This is a genomic window from uncultured Georgenia sp., from assembly GCF_937958535.1.
Classification (GTDB): Bacteria; Actinomycetota; Actinomycetes; order Actinomycetales; family Actinomycetaceae; genus Oceanitalea.
The window spans coordinates 1-18,206 of the sequence record NZ_CALGNQ010000077.1; the positions used below are offsets into that span (position 1 = coordinate 1).

Annotated in this window: 18 protein-coding genes; 6 read left to right on the forward strand and 12 right to left on the reverse strand. The window is 71.4% G+C overall.

All coding sequences use genetic code 11. The features are described from left to right. Both Q0195_RS04420 and Q0195_RS04425 read left to right on the forward strand, forming a co-directional pair. On the forward strand, nucleotides 1–1,177 hold a 1,177-nt coding region (locus tag Q0195_RS04420; protein WP_299275095.1), incomplete at its 5' end, for a sodium:proline symporter. 16 nt (nucleotides 1,178–1,193) lie between these two features. Continuing rightward, nucleotides 1,194–1,313 carry a putative transporter small subunit gene (locus Q0195_RS04425; RefSeq protein WP_299275097.1) on the forward strand — a complete coding sequence of 40 codons (120 nt, stop codon included), beginning with the start codon at nucleotides 1,194–1,196 and terminating at the stop codon, nucleotides 1,311–1,313. A gap of 54 nt (nucleotides 1,314–1,367) precedes the next feature. Here the strand turns inward: Q0195_RS04425 and Q0195_RS04430 are convergent, their stop codons facing one another. From Q0195_RS04430 to Q0195_RS04450, 5 genes are all read right to left on the reverse strand, one after another. Then, nucleotides 1,368–2,858, reverse strand: a complete 1,491-nt coding sequence (locus Q0195_RS04430; RefSeq protein WP_299275100.1) for a peptide MFS transporter — start codon at nucleotides 2,856–2,858, stop codon at nucleotides 1,368–1,370. Between the two features lie 173 nt (nucleotides 2,859–3,031). After that, nucleotides 3,032–3,592, reverse strand: a complete 561-nt coding sequence (locus Q0195_RS04435) for a hypothetical protein (protein WP_299275103.1) — start codon at nucleotides 3,590–3,592, stop codon at nucleotides 3,032–3,034. A gap of 190 nt (nucleotides 3,593–3,782) precedes the next feature. After that, nucleotides 3,783–5,651 (reverse strand): family 43 glycosylhydrolase, encoded by a 1,869-nt coding sequence (locus Q0195_RS04440; protein ID WP_299275106.1) that lies wholly within the window; start codon nucleotides 5,649–5,651, stop codon nucleotides 3,783–3,785. Nucleotides 5,652–6,275: 624 nt separating this feature from the next. Continuing rightward, on the reverse strand, nucleotides 6,276–7,259 hold the full coding sequence (locus tag Q0195_RS04445) for a diaminopimelate dehydrogenase (protein ID WP_299275109.1): 984 nt from the start codon (nucleotides 7,257–7,259) through the stop codon (nucleotides 6,276–6,278). 232 nt (nucleotides 7,260–7,491) lie between these two features. Further along, nucleotides 7,492–8,391 (reverse strand): CHAD domain-containing protein, encoded by a 900-nt coding sequence (locus tag Q0195_RS04450; protein ID WP_299275112.1) that lies wholly within the window; start codon nucleotides 8,389–8,391, stop codon nucleotides 7,492–7,494. Nucleotides 8,392–8,529: 138 nt separating this feature from the next. Between Q0195_RS04450 and Q0195_RS04455 the strand changes: the two genes are divergently transcribed. Both Q0195_RS04455 and Q0195_RS04460 read left to right on the forward strand, forming a co-directional pair. After that, complete coding sequence (locus tag Q0195_RS04455; RefSeq protein WP_299275115.1) at nucleotides 8,530–9,507, forward strand: ABC transporter ATP-binding protein; 978 nt, start codon at nucleotides 8,530–8,532, stop codon at nucleotides 9,505–9,507. Continuing rightward, nucleotides 9,504–10,490 carry a hypothetical protein gene (locus Q0195_RS04460; RefSeq protein WP_299275118.1) on the forward strand — a complete coding sequence of 329 codons (987 nt, stop codon included), beginning with the start codon at nucleotides 9,504–9,506 and terminating at the stop codon, nucleotides 10,488–10,490. Before Q0195_RS04455 ends, Q0195_RS04460 begins: the two co-directional genes overlap by 4 nt. Here the strand turns inward: Q0195_RS04460 and Q0195_RS04465 are convergent. The 7 genes from Q0195_RS04465 to Q0195_RS04495 all read right to left on the reverse strand — a co-directional run bounded on the left by Q0195_RS04465 (nucleotide 10,487) and on the right by Q0195_RS04495 (nucleotide 17,175). Beyond that, nucleotides 10,487–11,479: an ArsA family ATPase gene (locus tag Q0195_RS04465; protein ID WP_299275121.1), complete on the reverse strand. Its 993-nt coding sequence runs from the start codon at nucleotides 11,477–11,479 to the stop codon at nucleotides 10,487–10,489. The two genes, Q0195_RS04460 and Q0195_RS04465, sit on opposite strands and share 4 nt — an antisense overlap. Next, entirely contained in the window at nucleotides 11,470–11,742 is a 273-nt protein-coding gene (locus Q0195_RS04470) for a cory-CC-star protein (RefSeq protein WP_299275123.1), read from the reverse strand. The genes Q0195_RS04465 and Q0195_RS04470 overlap by 10 nt, the downstream gene beginning before the upstream one ends. Continuing rightward, nucleotides 11,739–13,445, reverse strand: coding sequence for a carbon starvation protein A (locus Q0195_RS04475; RefSeq protein WP_299275126.1), 1,707 nt, complete (start codon nucleotides 13,443–13,445; stop codon nucleotides 11,739–11,741). Before Q0195_RS04475 ends, Q0195_RS04470 begins: the two co-directional genes overlap by 4 nt. Nucleotides 13,446–13,553: 108 nt before the next feature. Further along, nucleotides 13,554–15,272 carry a BCCT family transporter gene (locus Q0195_RS04480; protein ID WP_299275128.1) on the reverse strand — a complete coding sequence of 573 codons (1,719 nt, stop codon included), beginning with the start codon at nucleotides 15,270–15,272 and terminating at the stop codon, nucleotides 13,554–13,556. Between the two features lie 73 nt (nucleotides 15,273–15,345). Continuing rightward, nucleotides 15,346–15,831 carry a hypothetical protein gene (locus Q0195_RS04485; protein ID WP_299275131.1) on the reverse strand — a complete coding sequence of 162 codons (486 nt, stop codon included), beginning with the start codon at nucleotides 15,829–15,831 and terminating at the stop codon, nucleotides 15,346–15,348. Nucleotides 15,832–15,964: 133 nt separating this feature from the next. Then, a complete protein-coding gene (mtnN, locus tag Q0195_RS04490) occupies nucleotides 15,965–16,678 on the reverse strand; it encodes a 5'-methylthioadenosine/S-adenosylhomocysteine nucleosidase (RefSeq protein WP_299275134.1) in 714 nt (237 codons plus the stop codon). A 38-nt stretch (nucleotides 16,679–16,716) separates the two neighbouring features. After that, nucleotides 16,717–17,175 carry an S-ribosylhomocysteine lyase gene (locus Q0195_RS04495; protein WP_299275142.1) on the reverse strand — a complete coding sequence of 153 codons (459 nt, stop codon included), beginning with the start codon at nucleotides 17,173–17,175 and terminating at the stop codon, nucleotides 16,717–16,719. A gap of 473 nt (nucleotides 17,176–17,648) precedes the next feature. Here Q0195_RS04495 and nrdH point away from each other — a divergent pair, with 473 nt between their 5' ends. Further along, nucleotides 17,649–17,891, forward strand: a complete 243-nt coding sequence (gene nrdH, locus Q0195_RS04500) for a glutaredoxin-like protein NrdH (protein ID WP_299275136.1) — start codon at nucleotides 17,649–17,651, stop codon at nucleotides 17,889–17,891. Between the two features lie 80 nt (nucleotides 17,892–17,971). After that, the coding region (gene nrdI, locus Q0195_RS04505) for a class Ib ribonucleoside-diphosphate reductase assembly flavoprotein NrdI (RefSeq protein ID WP_299275139.1) at nucleotides 17,972–18,206 on the forward strand (235 nt) is incomplete at its 3' end.

The following is an 18,206-nucleotide window of genomic DNA, read 5'->3' on the forward strand; positions in this document are numbered from 1 at the left end:
GGTGCTGCTGTACACGCTGTGGTCCGGGTTCCGCGCCTCGGTGCTCACCGACTTCGCGCAGGTCATGGCGATGCTCGGGGCCGTGGTCGTCATCATCCCGGTGGTCTTCTTCGCCGCCGGGGGCCCGGACATCTTCACCCAGGGCGCTGCCCACGTGACGGCGCAGCAGCAGAGCTTCTTCTCCTCCGACGCCTTCCTCAACCAGGGCGCGCCGTACATTGCCGCCGTGCTCGCGTACGCGATCGGCAACCAGACCATCGCCCAGCGGTTGTTCGCCGTGCGGGAGGACCTCATCAAGCCGACCTTCGTCACCGCGACCGTCGGCTACGGCGCCACGGTCATCGGCGTCGGGATGCTCGGCGTGCTCGCCCTCTACCTCGGGCTCGAGCCGGCCGGCGGAGACGTCAACAACCTCATCCCGCAGCTGGCCACCACCTACCTCGGCCCGGTGCTCCTCGCCGTCTTCTTCGTCATGATCATCGGCGCGCTGTCGTCCACCGCGGACTCCGACCTCGCCGCGTTGAGCTCGATCATGATGGCCGACATCTACGGCCAGAACGTGGCCGGCCGGCGCCGCGCCAACCCGCGCACCATGCTCCTCGTCGGCCGCGTGACGATGGTCGCGGCCACCGCGGCGGCGCTGTACTTCGCCAGCGGGCAGATGAACATCCTCGACCTGCTCGTCTTCGTCGGGGCACTGTGGGGTGCGCTCGTCTTCCCCGTTATCGCCAGCTTCTACTGGGGCCGGGTGACCAACCTTGCCTTCACCGCCGGGGCGCTGAGCGCCGTGGCGATCTTCGTCCCGGTCCGTTTCGAGCTGCTGCCGATGGCGGGGCTGGTCGCCCTCGGTGTCGACGTCCTGTCGGTCATCGGCGTCGGCGTCGTCCTCGGGCTCATGTGCTTCGGCTTCTTCGGGCTGCGGGTCGCCGTCTCGGTGGGGGCCGTGGCGACCGTCGTCGTGGCGCCGTTCGGAATCGGCTTCTTCCACGACTACACGGTGCTCAGTGCCTCGCTCGTCGCCTATGCGGTGAGCACGATCGTGTGCTTCGGCCTGACGCTGCGGAACCGGGAGAGTTTCGACTTCTCCCTCATCGCCGAGAGCACCGGTGACTTCGACACCGACGACGACGTGCCGTCGGCCGACGACCGTGACGCTGCCACCACCCCTACCCGCTGAGAAAGGCAGGAGAGCAGTGCTGACCGTCTACGTGCTCATGTGGCCGGCGATCGTCGCCGCCGTCCTCTTCTTCATCGCCCGCGGCTTCTTCCGCGACTGGCGCGCGGCCCGGCGGGAGGGGCGCCCGATCATCTGATCCGGTGGCCGGCCGCGGAGGGGGCGCGGCCGGCCCACGCCCGTCGGGGGCGACTCAGCGCACGCCCCGCATCGCGCGGGTGATCCGCGGCGAGAGGGCGAGCAGCACGAGCCCGATGGCGATGGTGACGGCACCGAGGATGCCGAAGTACGGGGCCTCGTTCTCCTCGCTGTAGAACCCGGCCAGGCTCCCGGACAGCGCGGTGCCCAGGGCGAGGGACAGGTAGAACAGCGCCACCATGATGACCGGGTAGGCCTTCGGGGCGAGCTTGGTCGACAGCGACAGCCCCACCGGGGAGAGCATGAGCTCACCCATCGTGGCGACCACCATGATGAGCGCCACCCACAGCACCGGCACCGCCGCCGTGCCCACCATGGGCAGGAAGATGAGGAACGCCGCGCCCATGAACATGATGCCGAGGCTGAACTTCACCGGCGTCGTCGGCTGACGGGTCCCGAGCTTCGTCCACAGGGTCGCGAAGACGGGCGCCAGGAGGATGATGAAGAACGGGTTGAAGGACTGCACCCAGGAGATCGGCATCGTCCACCCGCCCAGGTCACGGTCCAGCCGGGTGTCGGAGTAGATCGTGATCACCGTGAACTGCTGCTGGAACAGCGCCCAGAACGCGGCCGACCCGATGAACATCGGGATGAAGGAGACCACCCGGGAGTGCTCGTCGCGGTCGATCTGCTTGCTGGTCAGGAGGATCGCGAAGAGGATGACGGCGGTGACGACGATGGCCCCGACGACGACGTCGGCCAGGTTGTCCGCGCTGAGCAGGCCGGTGAGGACCGCACCGACCACGACGGCGACAGCCACGACACCGATGACGGCGTACCGGCCGTAGTGGCTGCGGGGCAGCGGGTTGGGCACGTGGTGCACCGACTCCGGCAGGTTCTTCCGGCCCAGGGTGTACTGCACCAGCCCGATCGCCATCCCGATCGCCGCGAGCCCGAACCCCAGGTGGAAGCCGACCTGCTGCTGGGCCAGACCGGTGAGCAGCGGACCGATGAGCCCGCCGATGTTGATCCCCATGTAGAAGATGGAGAACCCGGCGTCCCGTCGCGGGTCGTCGCGGGAGTACAGGGTGCCGACGAGGTTGGTGATCGTCGCCTTGAGCCCGCCGGAGCCGACGGCGACGAGGATGAGGCCCGCCGCCAGGCCGGCGACCCCCGGCAGCACGGCCAGGGAGATGTGCCCGAGCATGATGAGGACGGCGCTGGCGAACATCGTCCGCTCGGAGCCGAACAGCCGGTCGGCCACCCAGCCGCCGAGGATGGAGAAGAGGTAGACCGAGCCGCCGTAGGCGCCCACGATCCCGGCGGCCACCTCACGGTCGAGCGCCAGCCCGCCGTCGGTGGTCTGGAAGTACATGTAGAGCAGGACGATGCCCTGCATGCCGTAGAACGAGAACCGTTCCCACAGCTCGACGCTGAAGAGGTTCGCCAGCCCGCGTGGCTGGCCGAAGAAGGTCCGCCCTCCGGTGGGCGCACGGCCCGGGGCAGCGGGAGACGAGGCGGCGGTGGCAGGGTCCTCCGAAGCCATGCGCCCCATGGTCCACCTCCGGGCGGCGACTCGCACCCGGAGGCGTTCTCGAGCGGAGCGCCGCCGGCCGGCCGCGCAGCCGGACAGGTCGTGCGTCCGGCCGGACGACCCGACGGTCGGGGCCTGGGGACCACGACCCCGACCGTCGAGCGTTCAGCCGGTCGTCAGGGTGATCAGACGTCGTCCTCCCACAGGGTCAGGGTGAGGATCGCCGAGTAGCTTCCGGGTGCGACGTCGCTGGGGGTCTTGAGGAACAGGGCAGCGTCCGCCTGCCACTCCCCGGTGGCGTCCTGTGCCTCGGCCGAGTCCCAGGCCAGTGCGAGGAGCTCCTCGGCTACCAGGCCGACCGCGTCCTCGCCCTCGTCGAGCGCGGTGAGCACCTCGTCGCCGGCCGAGACCATGCCGTCGTCGGTGATGAGGCGGGGCGTCCAGCCCACGTGGTCCGGGCCGATCTCCGGGAGCCCCTCGGCAGTGAAGGCCGAGGACTGACCGGTGACGTACCAGAACACACCCTCCGGTACCTCCGGGCGGTCATCGCTCACCGTCACCGTGGGCAGCGTGCCGTTGAACTGACGCACGTCCGGGTCGCCGGACTCCACCTCGGTCAAGGCTGTGGAGTCAGCCGCCACGCTCATGGTCAGTGCGCCGACCGGCTCGTACGGCGCGATCTCGACATCGACGTCGACGTCCCCGCCGGCGATGTCGTCGGCGACGGCCACCGCTGCACTGCTCACCAGGAGCAACGCTCCCGTGACACCGAGGCCGGCCCGAGCAAGCAGGCGTTTCCTCTCCACGCGTCCCTCCCCACTCTCGGGAGATGTCGTCGAGCCGAACCGTCGCAGGAGCCGACCGTGCGGTCGTGTCGCGGCCTGCGGCCGACCCGCCCTGTCCTGCTCCGGGTGGTCCGCACGATGTGAGCAGTGCCTATCCACAGTCCACCGCCTCGTATGCCGCCTCAGCGGTAGAGGATCGATCGGCGATGCTCGCGATGACGCTGACCGTGCCTGCCTCCAGTGCACTCTGCCGTGTGGTGAACGTGTGGAAGGCGTGCTTCCCGACGGCGACCTCGTCGAACCGGCGGCTGCCGTAACCCGTTACCAGCTCGATGGACGCCGGGGCCTCATCGGTGTTGAGGGCGCGAACTGCCAGGTGCGCCCGCCCAGCCACACAGCGGGGCTGGACCTCCACCTCCACCGACACCTCATCCCGGTCCGTCGGGATCATCCCCTTCTCGGCGACGAGGCTGTAGTTCTCGCCGAAGACGCTGAACTCGGCGATCCCCACCGTGACGTCCTCTGTCGTGCCGGTGATCCTCAGCCGCACGGCGTGTGTCAGCACTCGGTCGAAGGTGACGTAGTCAGCGGTGTACGCAGTGGTGTTGTCGCTCCTGTCCACCAGCGGCTGCCAGGAGTTCGACTCGATGTCGCGGTACTCCAAGGTGTACTGCACCGCGTTGTCCCTCGTGAACTCGTGCCCGATCTCCTTCCACTGGATCTGCGCCGCGGAGATGTAGTACGGGTTCCCGAATCCGCTGATGTAGGTCGGCTCCTTGTCGTCCTCGGCCGGCTGCCACCAGGTCGCGAGGGACCGGTCCGCCGCGTAGTACGGCGTGCGGCCGGGGGCGTAGCTGCTGGTCCAGTACGCCGAGGTGAGCGTGCTCACGTTGTACAGCCCGACGTCGCGTCGGCCGTCGATCTCGTGTCCCGGGGCCAGCTGGGGTGTGTTCGACAGCTCGCAGCTCAGCGCGCCCGTGGGCCCGACCTCGCACGTGTCCATCCCCAGCCGTCGTTCGAAGCCTGTCTCGTAGGCGATGACGTAGGTGTAGAAGAAGATGATGTTCCCGTCGTCGTCGACCAGGAAGGAGCCGTGCCCCGCGTTGGGGTAGAGCGCGCTCGGGTAGTTGCTCTGCGGGCCGTAGCCGATCGGGTTCACCTGCCCCTCCGGCAGGCTGTACTCCCCCAGCGGGCTCTGCGATGACACGACTCCGGCGGAGTAGCCCGTGTGCTCCGAACCGCCGGCCACGACCTGCACGTAGTACGTGTCACCGACCTTGAACATCTGGCCGCCCTCGACGTACCCGTGGGTGAAGCCCTGTTTGTTCTCGCCGATGTGCTGCCACTCCTGGGTCGGGTCGAAGTCGAAGAGCACGACGGGCTCGGTCAGCACCCTCGTCGGATCTGTCGGATCGAGCTCGACGCCCATGATCGGCGCGCCGAGGTTGTAGACCAGGTACAGGCGGTCGTCCGTGTCCAGGAAGAACTGGACGTCGCCGGCCGAGAGCGTCCTGCCGTCCAGATGTCTGGGCCATCCGATCTCCGTCCACGGGCCGGTGGGCGAGTCCGCGACGTAGAACGGTGTCCAGTTGCCCGCCATGTAGAACTTCTCACCGACCTGGACGACGGTCGGGGCAGTGAGGCCCACATTCATCTCGTGGGGGGTCCATGTGAGGTAGTCCGTCGTGGACCAGACCACACGGCTGTTGACCTCATTTCCGAGGCCACCGGATGCGTACAGGTAGATGGTCCCGTCGACGTTCAAAGCACTGAAGTCCGCGGCCGTCCGAAAGGCGTTCTCGCCTATGCCGGAGAAATTCTCTCCTGGACCGACGAAACCGGACTTCGACAGGCCGGACAGAGTCCGCCCGTCTGCTGCCGTCCACTCGGGTTTCGCCAGGATCTGCAACATCCTGGCCGACACATTCGCAACGCCCTCTTCGGTGGGCGGCATGGTGGTCGGATTGCCGTCCACCTCCATGGACGGCAGGTTGATCGGGTTCGTGTACGTCAGGCTCATGTCGACGTCGGTCAGCGGCACCTTCCCGGCAGGGCTTCCCCACGGCGTCGACTCCCTGGCTCCCGACGCCGCACCGTCCGCACCGGAAGTCGGGGCGGGTGCCCCGGCGGCGCCCCCGGCTGCGACGAGGCTGGCGGCGACCAGGGCACCCGCCACGACCAGGGCTGCCGAGGTCTGCGCCATACCGCGCCGGCCCCCTCGCCCTTTTCGGGCTGTCTCTTCATCCACCATTGGATCTCCCGTCCTGCGACTTTGCAGATCTCGCACGGTCCGGTCGACTTCAGCGAACCAGCGAGCGGCCAACGTTAACGCTCACACTGATAGGCCCAGCACCGAGTGTGGCGAGGGTTGCAGGTGGTGTCAACCGTTGCTGCCGGAAAGGCGACCGGGCATGGCGGAGCACCCGCGCCCCGACATGACGATCCTCAGGAGTCGGGGAGGTCGTCGACGGGTCGGACCGTCGATGGGGGCGACCCCACGTGTGCGGCGGAGGACACCGAGCGATCCGACCCGCCGTGGCGCAGCGACCGGTCCGACACTCCCCGACGGCTGCCTGCGCGGACTGCTGCAGTCGGAGCAGGTCGCGTCCGGGCGGCACCTACCGGGCCGGAGCGGCGTCTGTGGCTAGAGCAGCTCGGCGCGGAGCCGGTCGGGGGACTTGGGCGAGAGCAGCCCGGGCGGCACGTCGAAGACGGTGTGCGCGCCGACCTGGCCGCGTGCGTTGAGCCGGGCGGCGGCACGGGCGTAGGCGACGAGCACGCTCGCGGTGAACTCCGGGTTGTGGTCCACCCGGAGGCGGTACTCCACGACGTGGCCGTGCCCCCCGCCGGTGGTGCCGCTGCGGATGACGAACCCGCCGTGCGGCATCGCGCTGTGGTCGCGGGCCAGCTCCTCGGCGGTGACGAAGTGGACGGTGGTGTCGTAGTCGGCGAAGTAGTGCGGCATCTCGACGATGGCCCGCTCCACCTCGGCCGGGTCGGCCCCGTCCTCCAGGACGACGTAGCACTCGCGGGTGTGCTTCTCCCGGGTGGAGAGCTCGGGCCGGGAGCCGCTGCGCACCGCCTCGACCGCCGCCTCGGAGGGCACGGTGTACTGGACGCCGGCCGCGACACCCGGCACCCGCCGGACGGCGTCGGAGTGGCCCTGGCTCAGGCCCGGACCCCAGAAGCTGTAGGTCTCGCCGTCGGGCAGGAGGGCCTCCCCGAGCAGGCGGTTGAGCGAGAACATCCCCGGGTCCCAGCCCACGGAGATGACCGCGGTCTTGCCACCGGCGCGCGCCGGGGCGTCCACCGCCGCGAAGTACTCCGGGATGCGGGCGTGGGTGTCGAAGCTGTCCACGGTGGTGAAGTGCGCGGCCAGCACCGGGCCCTGCTGCGGCAGGTCCTCCTTGGAGCCGCCGCACAGGACGAGGACGTCGACCCGGTCGCGGTGCTCGAGGATCTCGTCCCACGCGACGACCGGGGTGTGGGGCGTCGGCGGGGTGATCGTCGCCGGGTCGCGGCGGGTGAAGACGGCGTGGAGCGTCATGTCCGGGTTCTGCCCGACGGCGGCGGCGACCCCCCTGCCGAGGTTCCCGTAGCCGGCGATCCCGATCCGCAGCTGTGCCATGTGCGCGTCTCCTCCCGTTACTGCTGGCCCGGCCACGGTACTCGGCCAGGGCCGGGCCGCGGGCGGACGGCTCACGAGGTGGTGACTAGCCGCGACCCACCCAGCGGTGCACCCGAGGCCGGGCACGCAGCCGGTGGGAGAGCGGGGCGACGAGCTGCCGTCCCGCGAGCGGCTCCCGCAGGAGGCGCACGGTCGCAGCATAGGGCGGCCCGGCGTGCGGGAGCGGTCAGGGTCACCGCGGGCGGAGCGGCCACCCGCTCTCCCGCGCGACCTCCCGCCAGACCTCGACGAAGGCGGCCCGGGCGTCCGCCGCCCGGGCCCGGCACCGCTCTGCGACAGCGGCCAGGTCGGCAGCCTCCCGCTCCGTGCTCGTCGTCTCGACGAGCCCGGCGAGGAGCTCCCCGAGCGTGACGGCGTCCCGCTCGTCCCCGAGCGCCTCCTGCACCCGTTCCATCCCCGCGGCGTAGCGCCGGGCCGGCTCCCCGACGGCCGGTGCGACCGCCTCGGCGGCGTACCGCGCCCGCTTGGCCGCCTTGCGGACCTCGTGGTGCAACCGGTCCCGCTCCGCGGGCGATATCGCCACCTGCGCCGCCCGGTAGCGACGCCGCACCCGCCGGTCGGCCCTGCGCACGAGCCGGGTGAGCTCCTCGGACGCGGGGCGGTCGGCGCGGGCGGAGAGCGGGGGGCGGGACCGCAGCTGCTCGAGCCCGGCGCGCAGCCGGTCCCACCACGGACCCGCCAGCGCGCCCGTGACCGCCGCGTGCGCGGTCCGCCCGCGCTGGGAGAGCAGCCGGTCGAGACGCTCGGCGACCCGACCGTCCTGTCCGGGCAGCGCCGCCCGCGTGTCCCGGACCACCTGGACGTCCCGCAGCGCCCCGAGGACGCCGCCGAGCCGGCGCAGCTCCTCCCGCAGCGGCTCGCTGCGCTCCCGGTCGAGCAGTGGACGGAAGGTGCGCAGGGTGGAACGCAGCCGCCGGATGGCCACCCGCACCCGGTGCACGGCGTCGGCGTCACCCGCCCGTGCCTCCTCCGCGCCGGCCAGGACGACGTCGACCTGCGCGCCCAGGTAGGCGAGCACGACGTCACCGGCGGTGAGGTCGGTGCCCGCAGCCCCGGTGGACGAGCGCACCATGGTCCCAGGATGGCGCAGGTGGGTGCCGCGGTCCGCGCCGGCATGCCGCACCGGATCGGGCCGGTCCGGGTGCGGCGGACCGGTACCCTCCACCCAGGCCGCCGGCGGCCGCGCTCGTCCCCGTCCCCTGGAGCTTCGATGACCGAGCTTGCGATCGACACCCGCGCGCTGCGCAAGACCTACCGCCGCCGCGGGGGTGGCAGCGTCGGAGTCGAGGGGCTCGACCTGCACGTCCCGGTGGGTGGGGTGCACGGCTTCCTCGGCCCGAACGGGTCGGGCAAGACGACGACGATCCGCATGCTCCTCGGGCTCATCCGCCCGGACGCGGGGACCATGCGGATCTTCGGCCACCCGGTGCCGGAGCGGCTGCCCGACGTCATCGGCCGGGTGGGTGCGATCGTCGAGTCGCCGAAGTTCTTCCCCTCCTTCACCGGGCGGCGCAACCTCGAGCTGCTCGCCGGGGCGATCGGTGCCCCGGCGGGCAGGGTGGACGAGGTGCTCGCGGCCACCGCTCTGGACCAGCGCGCCCGCGACCCGTACCGGACCTACTCCCTGGGCATGAAGCAGCGGCTCGCCATCGCCGCGACCCTCCTGAAGTCCCCCGACCTGCTCATCTTCGACGAGCCGACCAACGGCCTGGACCCCGGCGGCATCCGTGAGGTCCGCGAGACCATGCGGCGCCTGGGGGAGGAGGGCCGCACCGTCCTGGTCTCCAGCCACATCCTCGCCGAGGTGGAGCAGGTGGCCGACACCGTCTCCATCATCGGGCGCGGCCGGCTGCTCGCCGAGGGCCGCGTCGCCGACGTCATCGGCAGCCGGCTCGGGACCGCAGCCGTCCGGGTCGGCGTGGCCGACCCCGACCGCGCTGAGCGGCTGCTCGCCGAGGCGGGGCTGCGCGTGCGGCGCGACGGGGACCTCCTGCGGGTGCGCGGCGCCGAGGACCCCGCCCGCATCACCGAGCTGCTCGCGCGCCAGGATCTCTACGTCCACGAGCTGACCCCGGAGCGGCGCGACCTGGAGCGGGTCTTCCTCGACCTCACCGCCGGCGAGGGCCTCGACCAGGTCCCCGCCGGCCGCCACGCCGGTGCGCGAGCGGGCGGCGGTGAGGCCCGGTGACGCGGCTGCTGCGGGTCGAGCTGCGCCGGCTGTTCTCGCGGCAGCTCGTCGTCCTCACCATGGTCGGGGTGCTCGCCGCGACCCTCCTCGTGCTGTGGGGGGCATGGACCAGCTCCCAGCCGATGTCCCCCGCCGAGCTCGAGCAGGCCGAGCAGCTCTACCAGCAGGAGCTGGCGTTCTGGGAGGAGCACGGCGAGGAGCAGGTCGCCCAGTGCCGGGAGGCCGAGGCGGAGGAGCGCGAGCTCACCGGGGAGGACCTCGACTTCGGGTGCGACGAGATGGAGCCCCGGCGCGAGTGGTTCGTCATGACCGCACCACCGCTGGAGGAGAGCATGCCCGGGCACCTGGCGGGCTACGCCTCCCTCCTCCTGCTCGGCACGCTGCTCGTGGGGGCCACCTTCACCGCGGCGGAGCTGAGCACCGGCGCGATGAGCACCTGGCTGAGCTTCGAGCCACGCCGGCTGCGGGTCTATGCCTCCAAGGTGGCCGCGGCCGCGCTCGGGGTGGTGCCCGTCGCCGTGCTCGGGGTGGCGCTCGCGGTCGCCGGCGCGGCAGTCATCGGCAGCCATTTCGGGCTGGCGGACGGGATGGGCCGCGCGGAGTGGGCCGACACCGGGTGGATGGCGGTGCGGACAGTGGCGCTCGCCGTCGGCGGGGCGCTGCTGGGGGCGGCGCTCGGCTTCCTCCTCCGGCACACCGCCGCCGTGCTCGGGGTGTCCCTCGGGTACTTCGTCGGGGAGCAGATGCTCGCCGCGCTCGTCCCGCGGCTGCAGCCGTGGGTGCTGAGCCGCAACGTCGAGGGCTGGCTGCGCAACGGCACCGTCTACTGGGTGGAGGAGTGCCGCTCCGACGGGGCGGGCTTCATGTGCGACTACGTCGAGCACACCCTGTCGTTCGCGCACAGCACCGTGTTCCTCGCCGTCGTGTCCGCGGTGCTGGTCGCCGTGGCGGCGCTCGTCTTCCTGCGGCGCGACGCCATCTAGGGCGGGGCGGCGCGGGCGACCTCCGCGGCGAACCGCTCCAGCGCCGCCTGCCCGACGACGTCCTCGGCGAGCAGCGGCAGCTCGACGAGCGGCACCTGCGGCAGGGCCTCCCGGACGGTGGCCAGGTGCACCTCCTCCTGGGCCCGCCGCCGGGCGAGGAAGTCGCCGCGGTCGGCGGGGGATCGCTTGTTGACGACGAGTGCGCCCACCCTCACCCCGGCCCGGGTCAGCCGCTCGTGCAGCTCGACCGTCTCGAGCGCGGGCAGGCGCTCGGCCGCGAGGACGATGACGAACGCGGTGCGCTCCGCGTCGGTGAGCACCTCGCGCAGGGCGGCGAAGCGGGTGCGCCGGCGCAGCAGGATGCGGCGGATCTCCCGGTCCCGCTCCGCCCGTCGGTCCCGGCGGTGCCCGGTGCCGACGACGTCGCCCGACCCGTCGTCGTCCAGGCCGCGCAGCGCTGCCCCGAACCGGGCCGAACGGTCCTGGCGCCGCAGCAGCCCCTCCGTCCACTCCGTCATCGTCTCCGGCAGGGTCATCAACCGGGCGGTGTGCCCGGACGGCGCGGTGTCGAAGACGACGAGGTCGTGGTCGCTGGTCTCGAGCACCTCGGCGATCCGCTCGAGCACCGCGGCCTCATGGGTGCCGGGAGCGTCGCGTGCGAGGTCGAGGTGCCGGGTCACCTCACCGGACAGGTGCTCGGGCATGAGTCGGCGCAGTGTGCGGCCGACCGCGGCGAGGTGCTCCTCGGTGGTGCGCTTCGGGTCCACCTCCAGCCCGTCCAGGCCGGGAGCGAGCGGGACAGGGCGGTCGCCCACCGGCCGCTCCCACAGGTGGCCCAGGTTGTGCGCCGGGTCGGTCGAGACGACGAGCACGCGGCGCCCGGCTCGGGCCTGCGCCAGCGCGACGGCGGAGGCCACCGCCGTCTTTCCGACCCCGCCCTTGCCGCCGACGAGCAGCACCCGCCGGCGGGAGGCCAGCCCTAGCAGCACGAGAGGTGGTCCAGCGGTGAGCGCTCCATCCCCATGCGGCGGTGCCAGTCGTGGAAACGGTCGTACATGACGGGCAGGAGCTCCACCGTGTAGTAGCTCACCGGGTTGGGCACCCCGAGCACCTCGGCGAGCACGACCATCATGAAGAGGTCGTCCTCGTCGCGCTGCGCCCGGGCGAAGGTTCGCCGGTAGGGGGCGACGTAGAGCTCGCGCAGGCCCGCGGCAAGGCGGGCCCGCGCGGAGCGTGCGGACGTGCGGGTCATCCCTCGACGTTGGTCTCCAGCTCGGCCTGACGGTCGTGCTCGTCGGCGTCCTCGGGCAGGTGGCGCGCCCGCGTCATGGCGATCGTGGCCTCGAGGACCACCCAGAGGGCCGCGACGATGATGACGAGGTCGAGGGCCAGGAGCAGCCAGTCGCGGTTGGACCAGAAGGTCCCGACCTGGACGATGGCGGCCGCGAGGGACATCGCGAAGACGAACACGAGCGGGAGCAGGACGGGCAGTACCGGGCGGCGCTTGCGCAGGAGCATCACCGCGACGATGGAGAGCGTGAGCCCGGCCAGGAGCTGGTTCGTGGTGCCGAAGAGCGGCCAGATGACCATTCCGCCCGAGCCGTCGGAGCTCACACTGAAGGCGAGACCGAGACCGAAGACGAGGACGATGACGGTCGCCCACAGGGTGCTGACCCGCTTACCGACGAGGTCGAGCGCCTCCTGGACGACGTAGCGCTGGAGACGGACGCCGGTGTCCATCGTCGTTGCGGCGAACAGCACCGCCATGGTGGCCAGGATCGTGGCGCTCAGCGACGGCGGGATGCCCAGGCCGGCGTTCATGATGGTGCCCCCGCCCTCGACGAAGGCTGCGACCCCGCCCTGGTTGAAGGCGGAGTAGACGGCCTCCCAGTCGGCCAGGGTCCGGTAGCCGGCGGTGGCCGCGATGATCGACCCGAGGGCGAGCAGACCCTCCCCGACTGCGCCGAAGTAGCCGACGAAGCGCGCGTCGGTCTCCTTGTCGAGCTGCTTGCTGCTCGTGCCGGAGGAGACGATGCCGTGGAAGCCGGAGATGGCACCGCAGGCGATGGTGACGAAGAGGAGCGGGACGAGGCTCGGGGTGCCGTCCGGCACGCTCGAGTTCATCGCCGGGGCGACGATGTCCGGGGAGGCGAGGAGCACGGAACCGTAGAGGATGGCGAGCCCGATGAACAGCTGCAGGCCGTTGATGTAGTCGCGCGGCTGCAGGAGCATCCACACCGGCAGGGTGGAGGCGACACCGGCGTAGAGGAACAGCACGAGCACCCAGAACGCCTCGGCCGACAGTCCGAGGACCGTGTCCGGCAGGACGACCGGCATCCGGTCACCGACGAGGATCAGCGAGTACAGGGCGATGACGCCGATGACTGACACCGCGACGAGGTTGAGCCGCCACCGGTAGATGGCCTGGCCGACGAGCAGGGCGACGAGGATGGCGCCCCACACCGGGATGACCGCGGTCGGGGTGTTGACCAGCAGGCCGCCGATCACCACGGCGAAGGCCGTGTTGACCATGAGCAGGAGGAGGAAGATGACGACCAGGAAGAGGTTGCGACCGCGGGCCCCGATGTAGCGGCCGGACAGGGTCCCGATGGACTGCCCCTTGTTGCGGACCGAGGCCCACAGTGCACCGAGGTCGTGCATCCCGGCGAAGAAGACCGTTCCCAGCGTCACCCAGAGGAAGGCCGGCAGCCAGCCCCAGATGACCGCGACGGCGGGTCCGACGATGGGTGCGGCGCCCGCGACCGAGGTGAAGTGGTGGCCCCACAGGACGTACTTGTTCGTCGGCACGTAGTCCACGCCGTCGCGCAGCTCGTGGGCCGGCGTCGTGAAGCTCGCGTTGAGCCGGTAGACGCGTCTGCCGAGGTACCGGGAGTAGAGGGCGTACCCGGCGAGGACCATCGCGACGCCGATGACGGCCAGGACCAGTGAGTTCACGGTGCTCCGATCTTCGTCGTTGACGACCGGGCGAGCCTGCGTCCCCCTCGCCGGCCGTGATCGAGGCCACAATAGCCGGTGGCGGGGCCGGTGGGTGGGACCGGTGCGTCAGCCGCGCCGCCACCGCCGGGCGCGGCGCGGCGCGGTGCCGGCGTCGGGGGTGGCCTGGTCGTCCTGCAGCGTGCGTACCACGTGCCGGGCGACCTGCTCGCGGCGCATCTGCAGCTCGGCGGCCAGCGTCCGGTGCCGCTCGACGCGGAACTGCTTGAGCAGTGCGAAGCACATGAGGATCATGACCACGCTGAACGGCAGCGCGATGGTGATGGCCACCCCGCGCAGCGCGACGAGGCCGCCGGCGAGCATGAGCGCGGCGGCGAGTGCGCCCTCGAGCACCGACCACAGGACCCGGCTCCACACCGGAGGGTCGACGTCCCCGCCGGAGGAGAGCATGTCCACCACCAGGGAGCCGGAGTCGGAGGACGTGACGAAGAACAGGACGACGATGAGGATCGCGATGCCGATGACCAGGCCGGAGGCGGGGCGGTCGGCGAGGAGCTCGAAGAGGGAGTTCGTCTCGTCGACGACGGGGTTGCCGGCGGCGTCGGTGACCATCCCGCCGCGCCCGAAGAGCTCGCGGTAGAGCGCCGAGCCGCCGAGCACGGTGAACCACACGAAGCTGAACACGGTGGGGACGAGGAGCACACCCATGACGAACTCGCGCACGGTGCGGCCCTTGGAGATGCGGGCGATGAAGACGCCGACGAAGGGCGCCCAGGAGATCCACCAGCCCCAGTAGAAGGCGGTCCACCAGCTCTGCCACTCCACGCCGTCGTCCCCGGAGAGGGCCGAGGTGCGGAAGCTCAGCGAGATGAGGTTCTGGAAGTAGGCGCCGGAGGCCTGGATGAGCTCGCGCAGGAGGAACAGAGTTGGCCCGGTGACGGCGATGAAGAGCATGAGCGCCACGGCCATCGACATGTTGATGTTCGACAGCCACTTCATCCCCTTCTTCACCCCGCTCACCACGGAGAAGATCGCCAGCCCGGTGACGATCCCGATGATGAGGACGAGCACGAGGTTGCTCGGCGCGGAGATGATGTCGAGGAACTGCAGGCCGCCGGCGATCTGGACGACCCCCAGGCCGAGGGACGTGGCGATGCCGAACACGGTGCCGACGACGGCGGCGACGTCGATGAGATCGCCGAGCCAGCCCTTCACCCGGTCGCCCAGCACCGGGGCGACCGTCCACCGGATGGAGATGGGGCGGTGCTTGACGTGGACGGCGTAGGCGATGGCCAGCCCGACGACGACGTAGATCGCCCACGGGTGCAGCCCCCAGTGGAGGAAGGAGATGACGAGCGACTCCTGGGCGCCCTGGGCGTCGCCGGTGACGATACGCGAGGCCCGGTTGGGTATGCCGGCGAAGTGGTGCAGCGGCTCGGCGACGCCCCAGAAGACGAGGCCGATACCCATACCCGCGGCGAAGAGCATGGCGAGCCAGGAGATGAGCCGGAACTCGGGCCCCTCGTCGTCGGAGCTCAGCGTGATGTCCCCGAAGTGGCTCAGGCCCATCCACAGCGCGAAGACGACGAAGGCGGAGATCAGCGCCGTGTAGTACCAGCCGAACCCGGCGACGATCCCGCTCTGGATCGAGTCGATGACCTCGCCGACCGCGTCGCCCCCGATGATGGCGATGGCGACGAACGCGAGGATGAGGATCATCGAGGGCCAGAAGACCGGTGCGTGGATCGAGTCGTACCAGCGCCGGTCCTCGGCGGCCTGCTCCGGTGGCTCCGTCCCGGCGGTCGGGACCTCGGATGACGTCGCCATGATGCCCCCCAGCGGTCGCGGTCTGCTGGCGTGACAGTACCGACGGCGCACCGACTCGGCACGGGGAGGCGGCTCAGTGCTGGGGCGGTGGCCCGAGCCGGCGGGTCTCCTGCTCCACCCGGGCGTGGGCGGCGGCGAGCCGCGCCTGGGCGAACTCGGCGCGGTCGACGGCGGCGGTGAGATGCCCGGCGACCGCCGTCCCGGCAGGGCCGTGGGCGGCGGCGCCGTCGCGGCTCTCCGCCAGCACCGTCGCCAGGCCGGTCAGCGCGGCCCGCGCCTGGGCGAGGGTGGCCTCGAGCTCGGCGAGTGCGTCCGAGCGGAGCTGGAGGCGGGCGAACTCCAGGGTGGTGGCCGCCGTGGAGATGGCCTCGTCGAGCTCGGCGACGAGCCGGGCGGCGGTTGCGTTGCGCTCCGCCTGACCGGGTGCGGCCACCGGGTCGCGGCGCTCCGGTCCGTGGCCCTGGCGGCGCACGAGCAGGACGGTGAGGGCCGCGATCCCGCCGCCGAGGAGGACGATGACGCCGACGACGGCGAGCAGCACGGTCCAGGACGTCAGCACGTCCTCGATCCTACGGCGACGGCCGTGGGCCTCTCGGTGCCCGGGCGTCCACGTGGGTCGTGCCTTCCGGGCCGGGTGCGCGCAGGGGCGGACGGCGAGCCAGGCGGACGACCCAGGGTCGCCGCGGGGGCGGTCAGCGCTGGGGGACGGCGGCGGGGACGTCGATGAGGTCGAGGGCGACGTCGGCGGCCAGGGCGGCGACGTCGTCGATGGTCAGCGCGAAGTCCTTGCCCGCCGACGGCCCGCACAGGTCGGAGACCCCGCGCACCGCGACGAACGGGATGCTGAAGGAGTGGCACACCTGCGCGATCGCGGTGGTCTCCATGTCCGTGGTCAGCGCGCGCGGGAACTTCTCCCGGTACTGGTCGACGCTGCGGGCGTCGACGAAGGAGTCGCCCGAGAGCATCGCGCCGACGAGCACCCCGGGCCGGTTCTGCGCCCGTTCCACGAGGGCCGGTGCGCCCGGGTAGGTCGCGGGCATCCCGGGGATCTGCCCGGGGACGTACCCGAAGGCCGAGGCGTCGGCGCCGCCGAAGGCGTGCTCGTCACCGACGACGACGTCCCCGATGCGGACGCCCTCGCCGAGCCCGCCGGCCGAGCCGACGGACAGCACCACCGGGGTGCGCACGACGTGGATGGCCAGCACGGTGGCGCTCGCGGCGTTCACCGCGCCGATGCCGGACCGGATGAGCAGGAGCCGGCGGCCGCCGATCGTGGCGATGACCGAGCGGGCCATCCCCACGTGCCGCTGGTGGGCGAGGCGGTCCGCGCGCTGCTCGAAGGGGGCGATCTCCTCCTCCATCGCGGCGACGACGACGGCGTCGACGGTCGTAATCGGGGGAGTCATGGGTGCTCCGGGTGCGACCGGGACGCCGAAGAGCTCACTCACGCGAGCACCTGTTCCCACTCGTCCCGCTTGTCGAGGAAGGCGCGGGCCGCCTCCTGGGCGCCGGAGAGGTCGTGGCTGGCTCCCCAGCCGCACTGCACCTCGTTCGCCGCGGGGACCTCTTCCGCGGCGAGGACGTCCCGCAGGGTGGTCTCGAGCAGCGGGAGGAACGCCTCCTGGTCGGTGTCGAGCAGGAGGGCGTAGAAGCCCGTCTGGCAGCCCATCGGCGAGATGTCGATGACGGCGTCGCTGTGGTTGCGCATGTGCTCGGCCATGAGGTGCTCCAGCGAGTGCACCACCGGCATCTCCAGGTGCTCGACGTTCGGCTGGCAGAACCTGATGTCGAACTTGGTCAGCACGTCGCCCCCCGGCAGCGCCTTCGTGTCCGCGACCCGGACGTACGGCGCCTTCACCGCACGGTGGTCGAGGTTGAAGCTCTCGACGTTCATCTTCTCCACAACTTCCATGATGGATGATCCGCACCGGCCTGTCGCCGGGGCCCGGCTGTGCGGTTCGCCACCCCGCGACACGCCCGGGTCCCACTGGGCGGACGGCGCCGAGGAGAAATTCCGGTCGGCAGCGCCGCCTGTCCACGGGCTGTGGACGACACGCCGGGACGGCCGTCCACAGCCTGCGTCCGGAGAGCGCCGGGGGACGATGTCGGAGGTCGGTGGGAGGCTCGAGGGGCAGGTCGGCCACCGCGTCCGGACGGGCATCCACAGCCCGTCCCCAGGGAGGGATGAGCGATGCACAACGGCGTCGTCGCGCTGTGGACGACACGCCCGATGGCGACTCGCCGACACAACCCCTTGGGGTAGTTCCGAAGGTCGACCACTAGGTGTAGTGTCGGACTCCAGTCGCCGTTGAATCACACCAGTGTTGTTCGCAACCGCTCCGGCGGGCGCAGCGCACCGAGGGGAGAGCCGCTCCGATGAGCATCACCGTCTTCAGCAAGCCGTCCTGTGTCCAGTGCGATGCCACCTACCGGATGCTGGACAAGCACGGCCTGGAGTACGAGGTCGTGGACGTCTCCGCCGACGCCGAGGCGTTGGAGACGGTCAAGGCGCTGGGTTACCAGCAGGCGCCGGTCGTCTTCGCCGACGGCGACCACTGGTCGGGGTTCCGTCCCGACAAGATCAAGGCGCTGGCGGCCCAGGCCGCCGTCGCCGTCTGACGACTTCGGTCGGGTCGCCCTCACCCGGCGGCCCGACCGAGACCAGATCCGCCGCACGCATCGACAGCGAGGGGGTTGGCTTGGGCAGCCTCGTCTATTTCTCCTCGGTCTCCGAGAACACCCACCGCTTCGTGCAGCGGCTCGGGGTGGAGGCCCACCGCATCCCGCTGCGGCCCACCGAGCCCTTCCTCACGGTGGACGAGGAGTACGTGCTCATCGTGCCGACGTACGGGTTCGGCAACGGCCGCGGGGCGGTGCCGAAGCAGGTCATCAAGTTCCTCAACGACCCGCACAACCGCTCGCTGTGCCGCGGCG

Bases quoted from the DNA above. Each gene is read 5' to 3' on its own strand.
- Q0195_RS04430 (WP_299275100.1), bottom strand. From the start codon at position 2,858: ATGGCTTCGGAGGACCCTGCCACCGCCGCCTCGTCTCCCGCTGCCCCG.
- Q0195_RS04440 (WP_299275106.1), bottom strand. From the start codon at position 5,651: ATGAGCCTGACGTACACGAACCCGATCAACCTGCCGTCCATGGAGGTG.
- Q0195_RS04445 (WP_299275109.1), bottom strand. From the start codon at position 7,259: ATGGCACAGCTGCGGATCGGGATCGCCGGCTACGGGAACCTCGGCAGG.
- Q0195_RS04450 (WP_299275112.1), bottom strand. From the start codon at position 8,391: ATGGTGCGCTCGTCCACCGGGGCTGCGGGCACCGACCTCACCGCCGGT.
- Q0195_RS04455 (WP_299275115.1), top strand. From the start codon at position 8,530: ATGACCGAGCTTGCGATCGACACCCGCGCGCTGCGCAAGACCTACCGC.
- Q0195_RS04470 (WP_299275123.1), bottom strand. From the start codon at position 11,742: ATGACCCGCACGTCCGCACGCTCCGCGCGGGCCCGCCTTGCCGCGGGC.
- Q0195_RS04480 (WP_299275128.1), bottom strand. From the start codon at position 15,272: ATGGCGACGTCATCCGAGGTCCCGACCGCCGGGACGGAGCCACCGGAG.
- mtnN (WP_299275134.1), bottom strand. From the start codon at position 16,678: ATGACTCCCCCGATTACGACCGTCGACGCCGTCGTCGTCGCCGCGATG.
- nrdH (WP_299275136.1), top strand. From the start codon at position 17,649: ATGAGCATCACCGTCTTCAGCAAGCCGTCCTGTGTCCAGTGCGATGCC.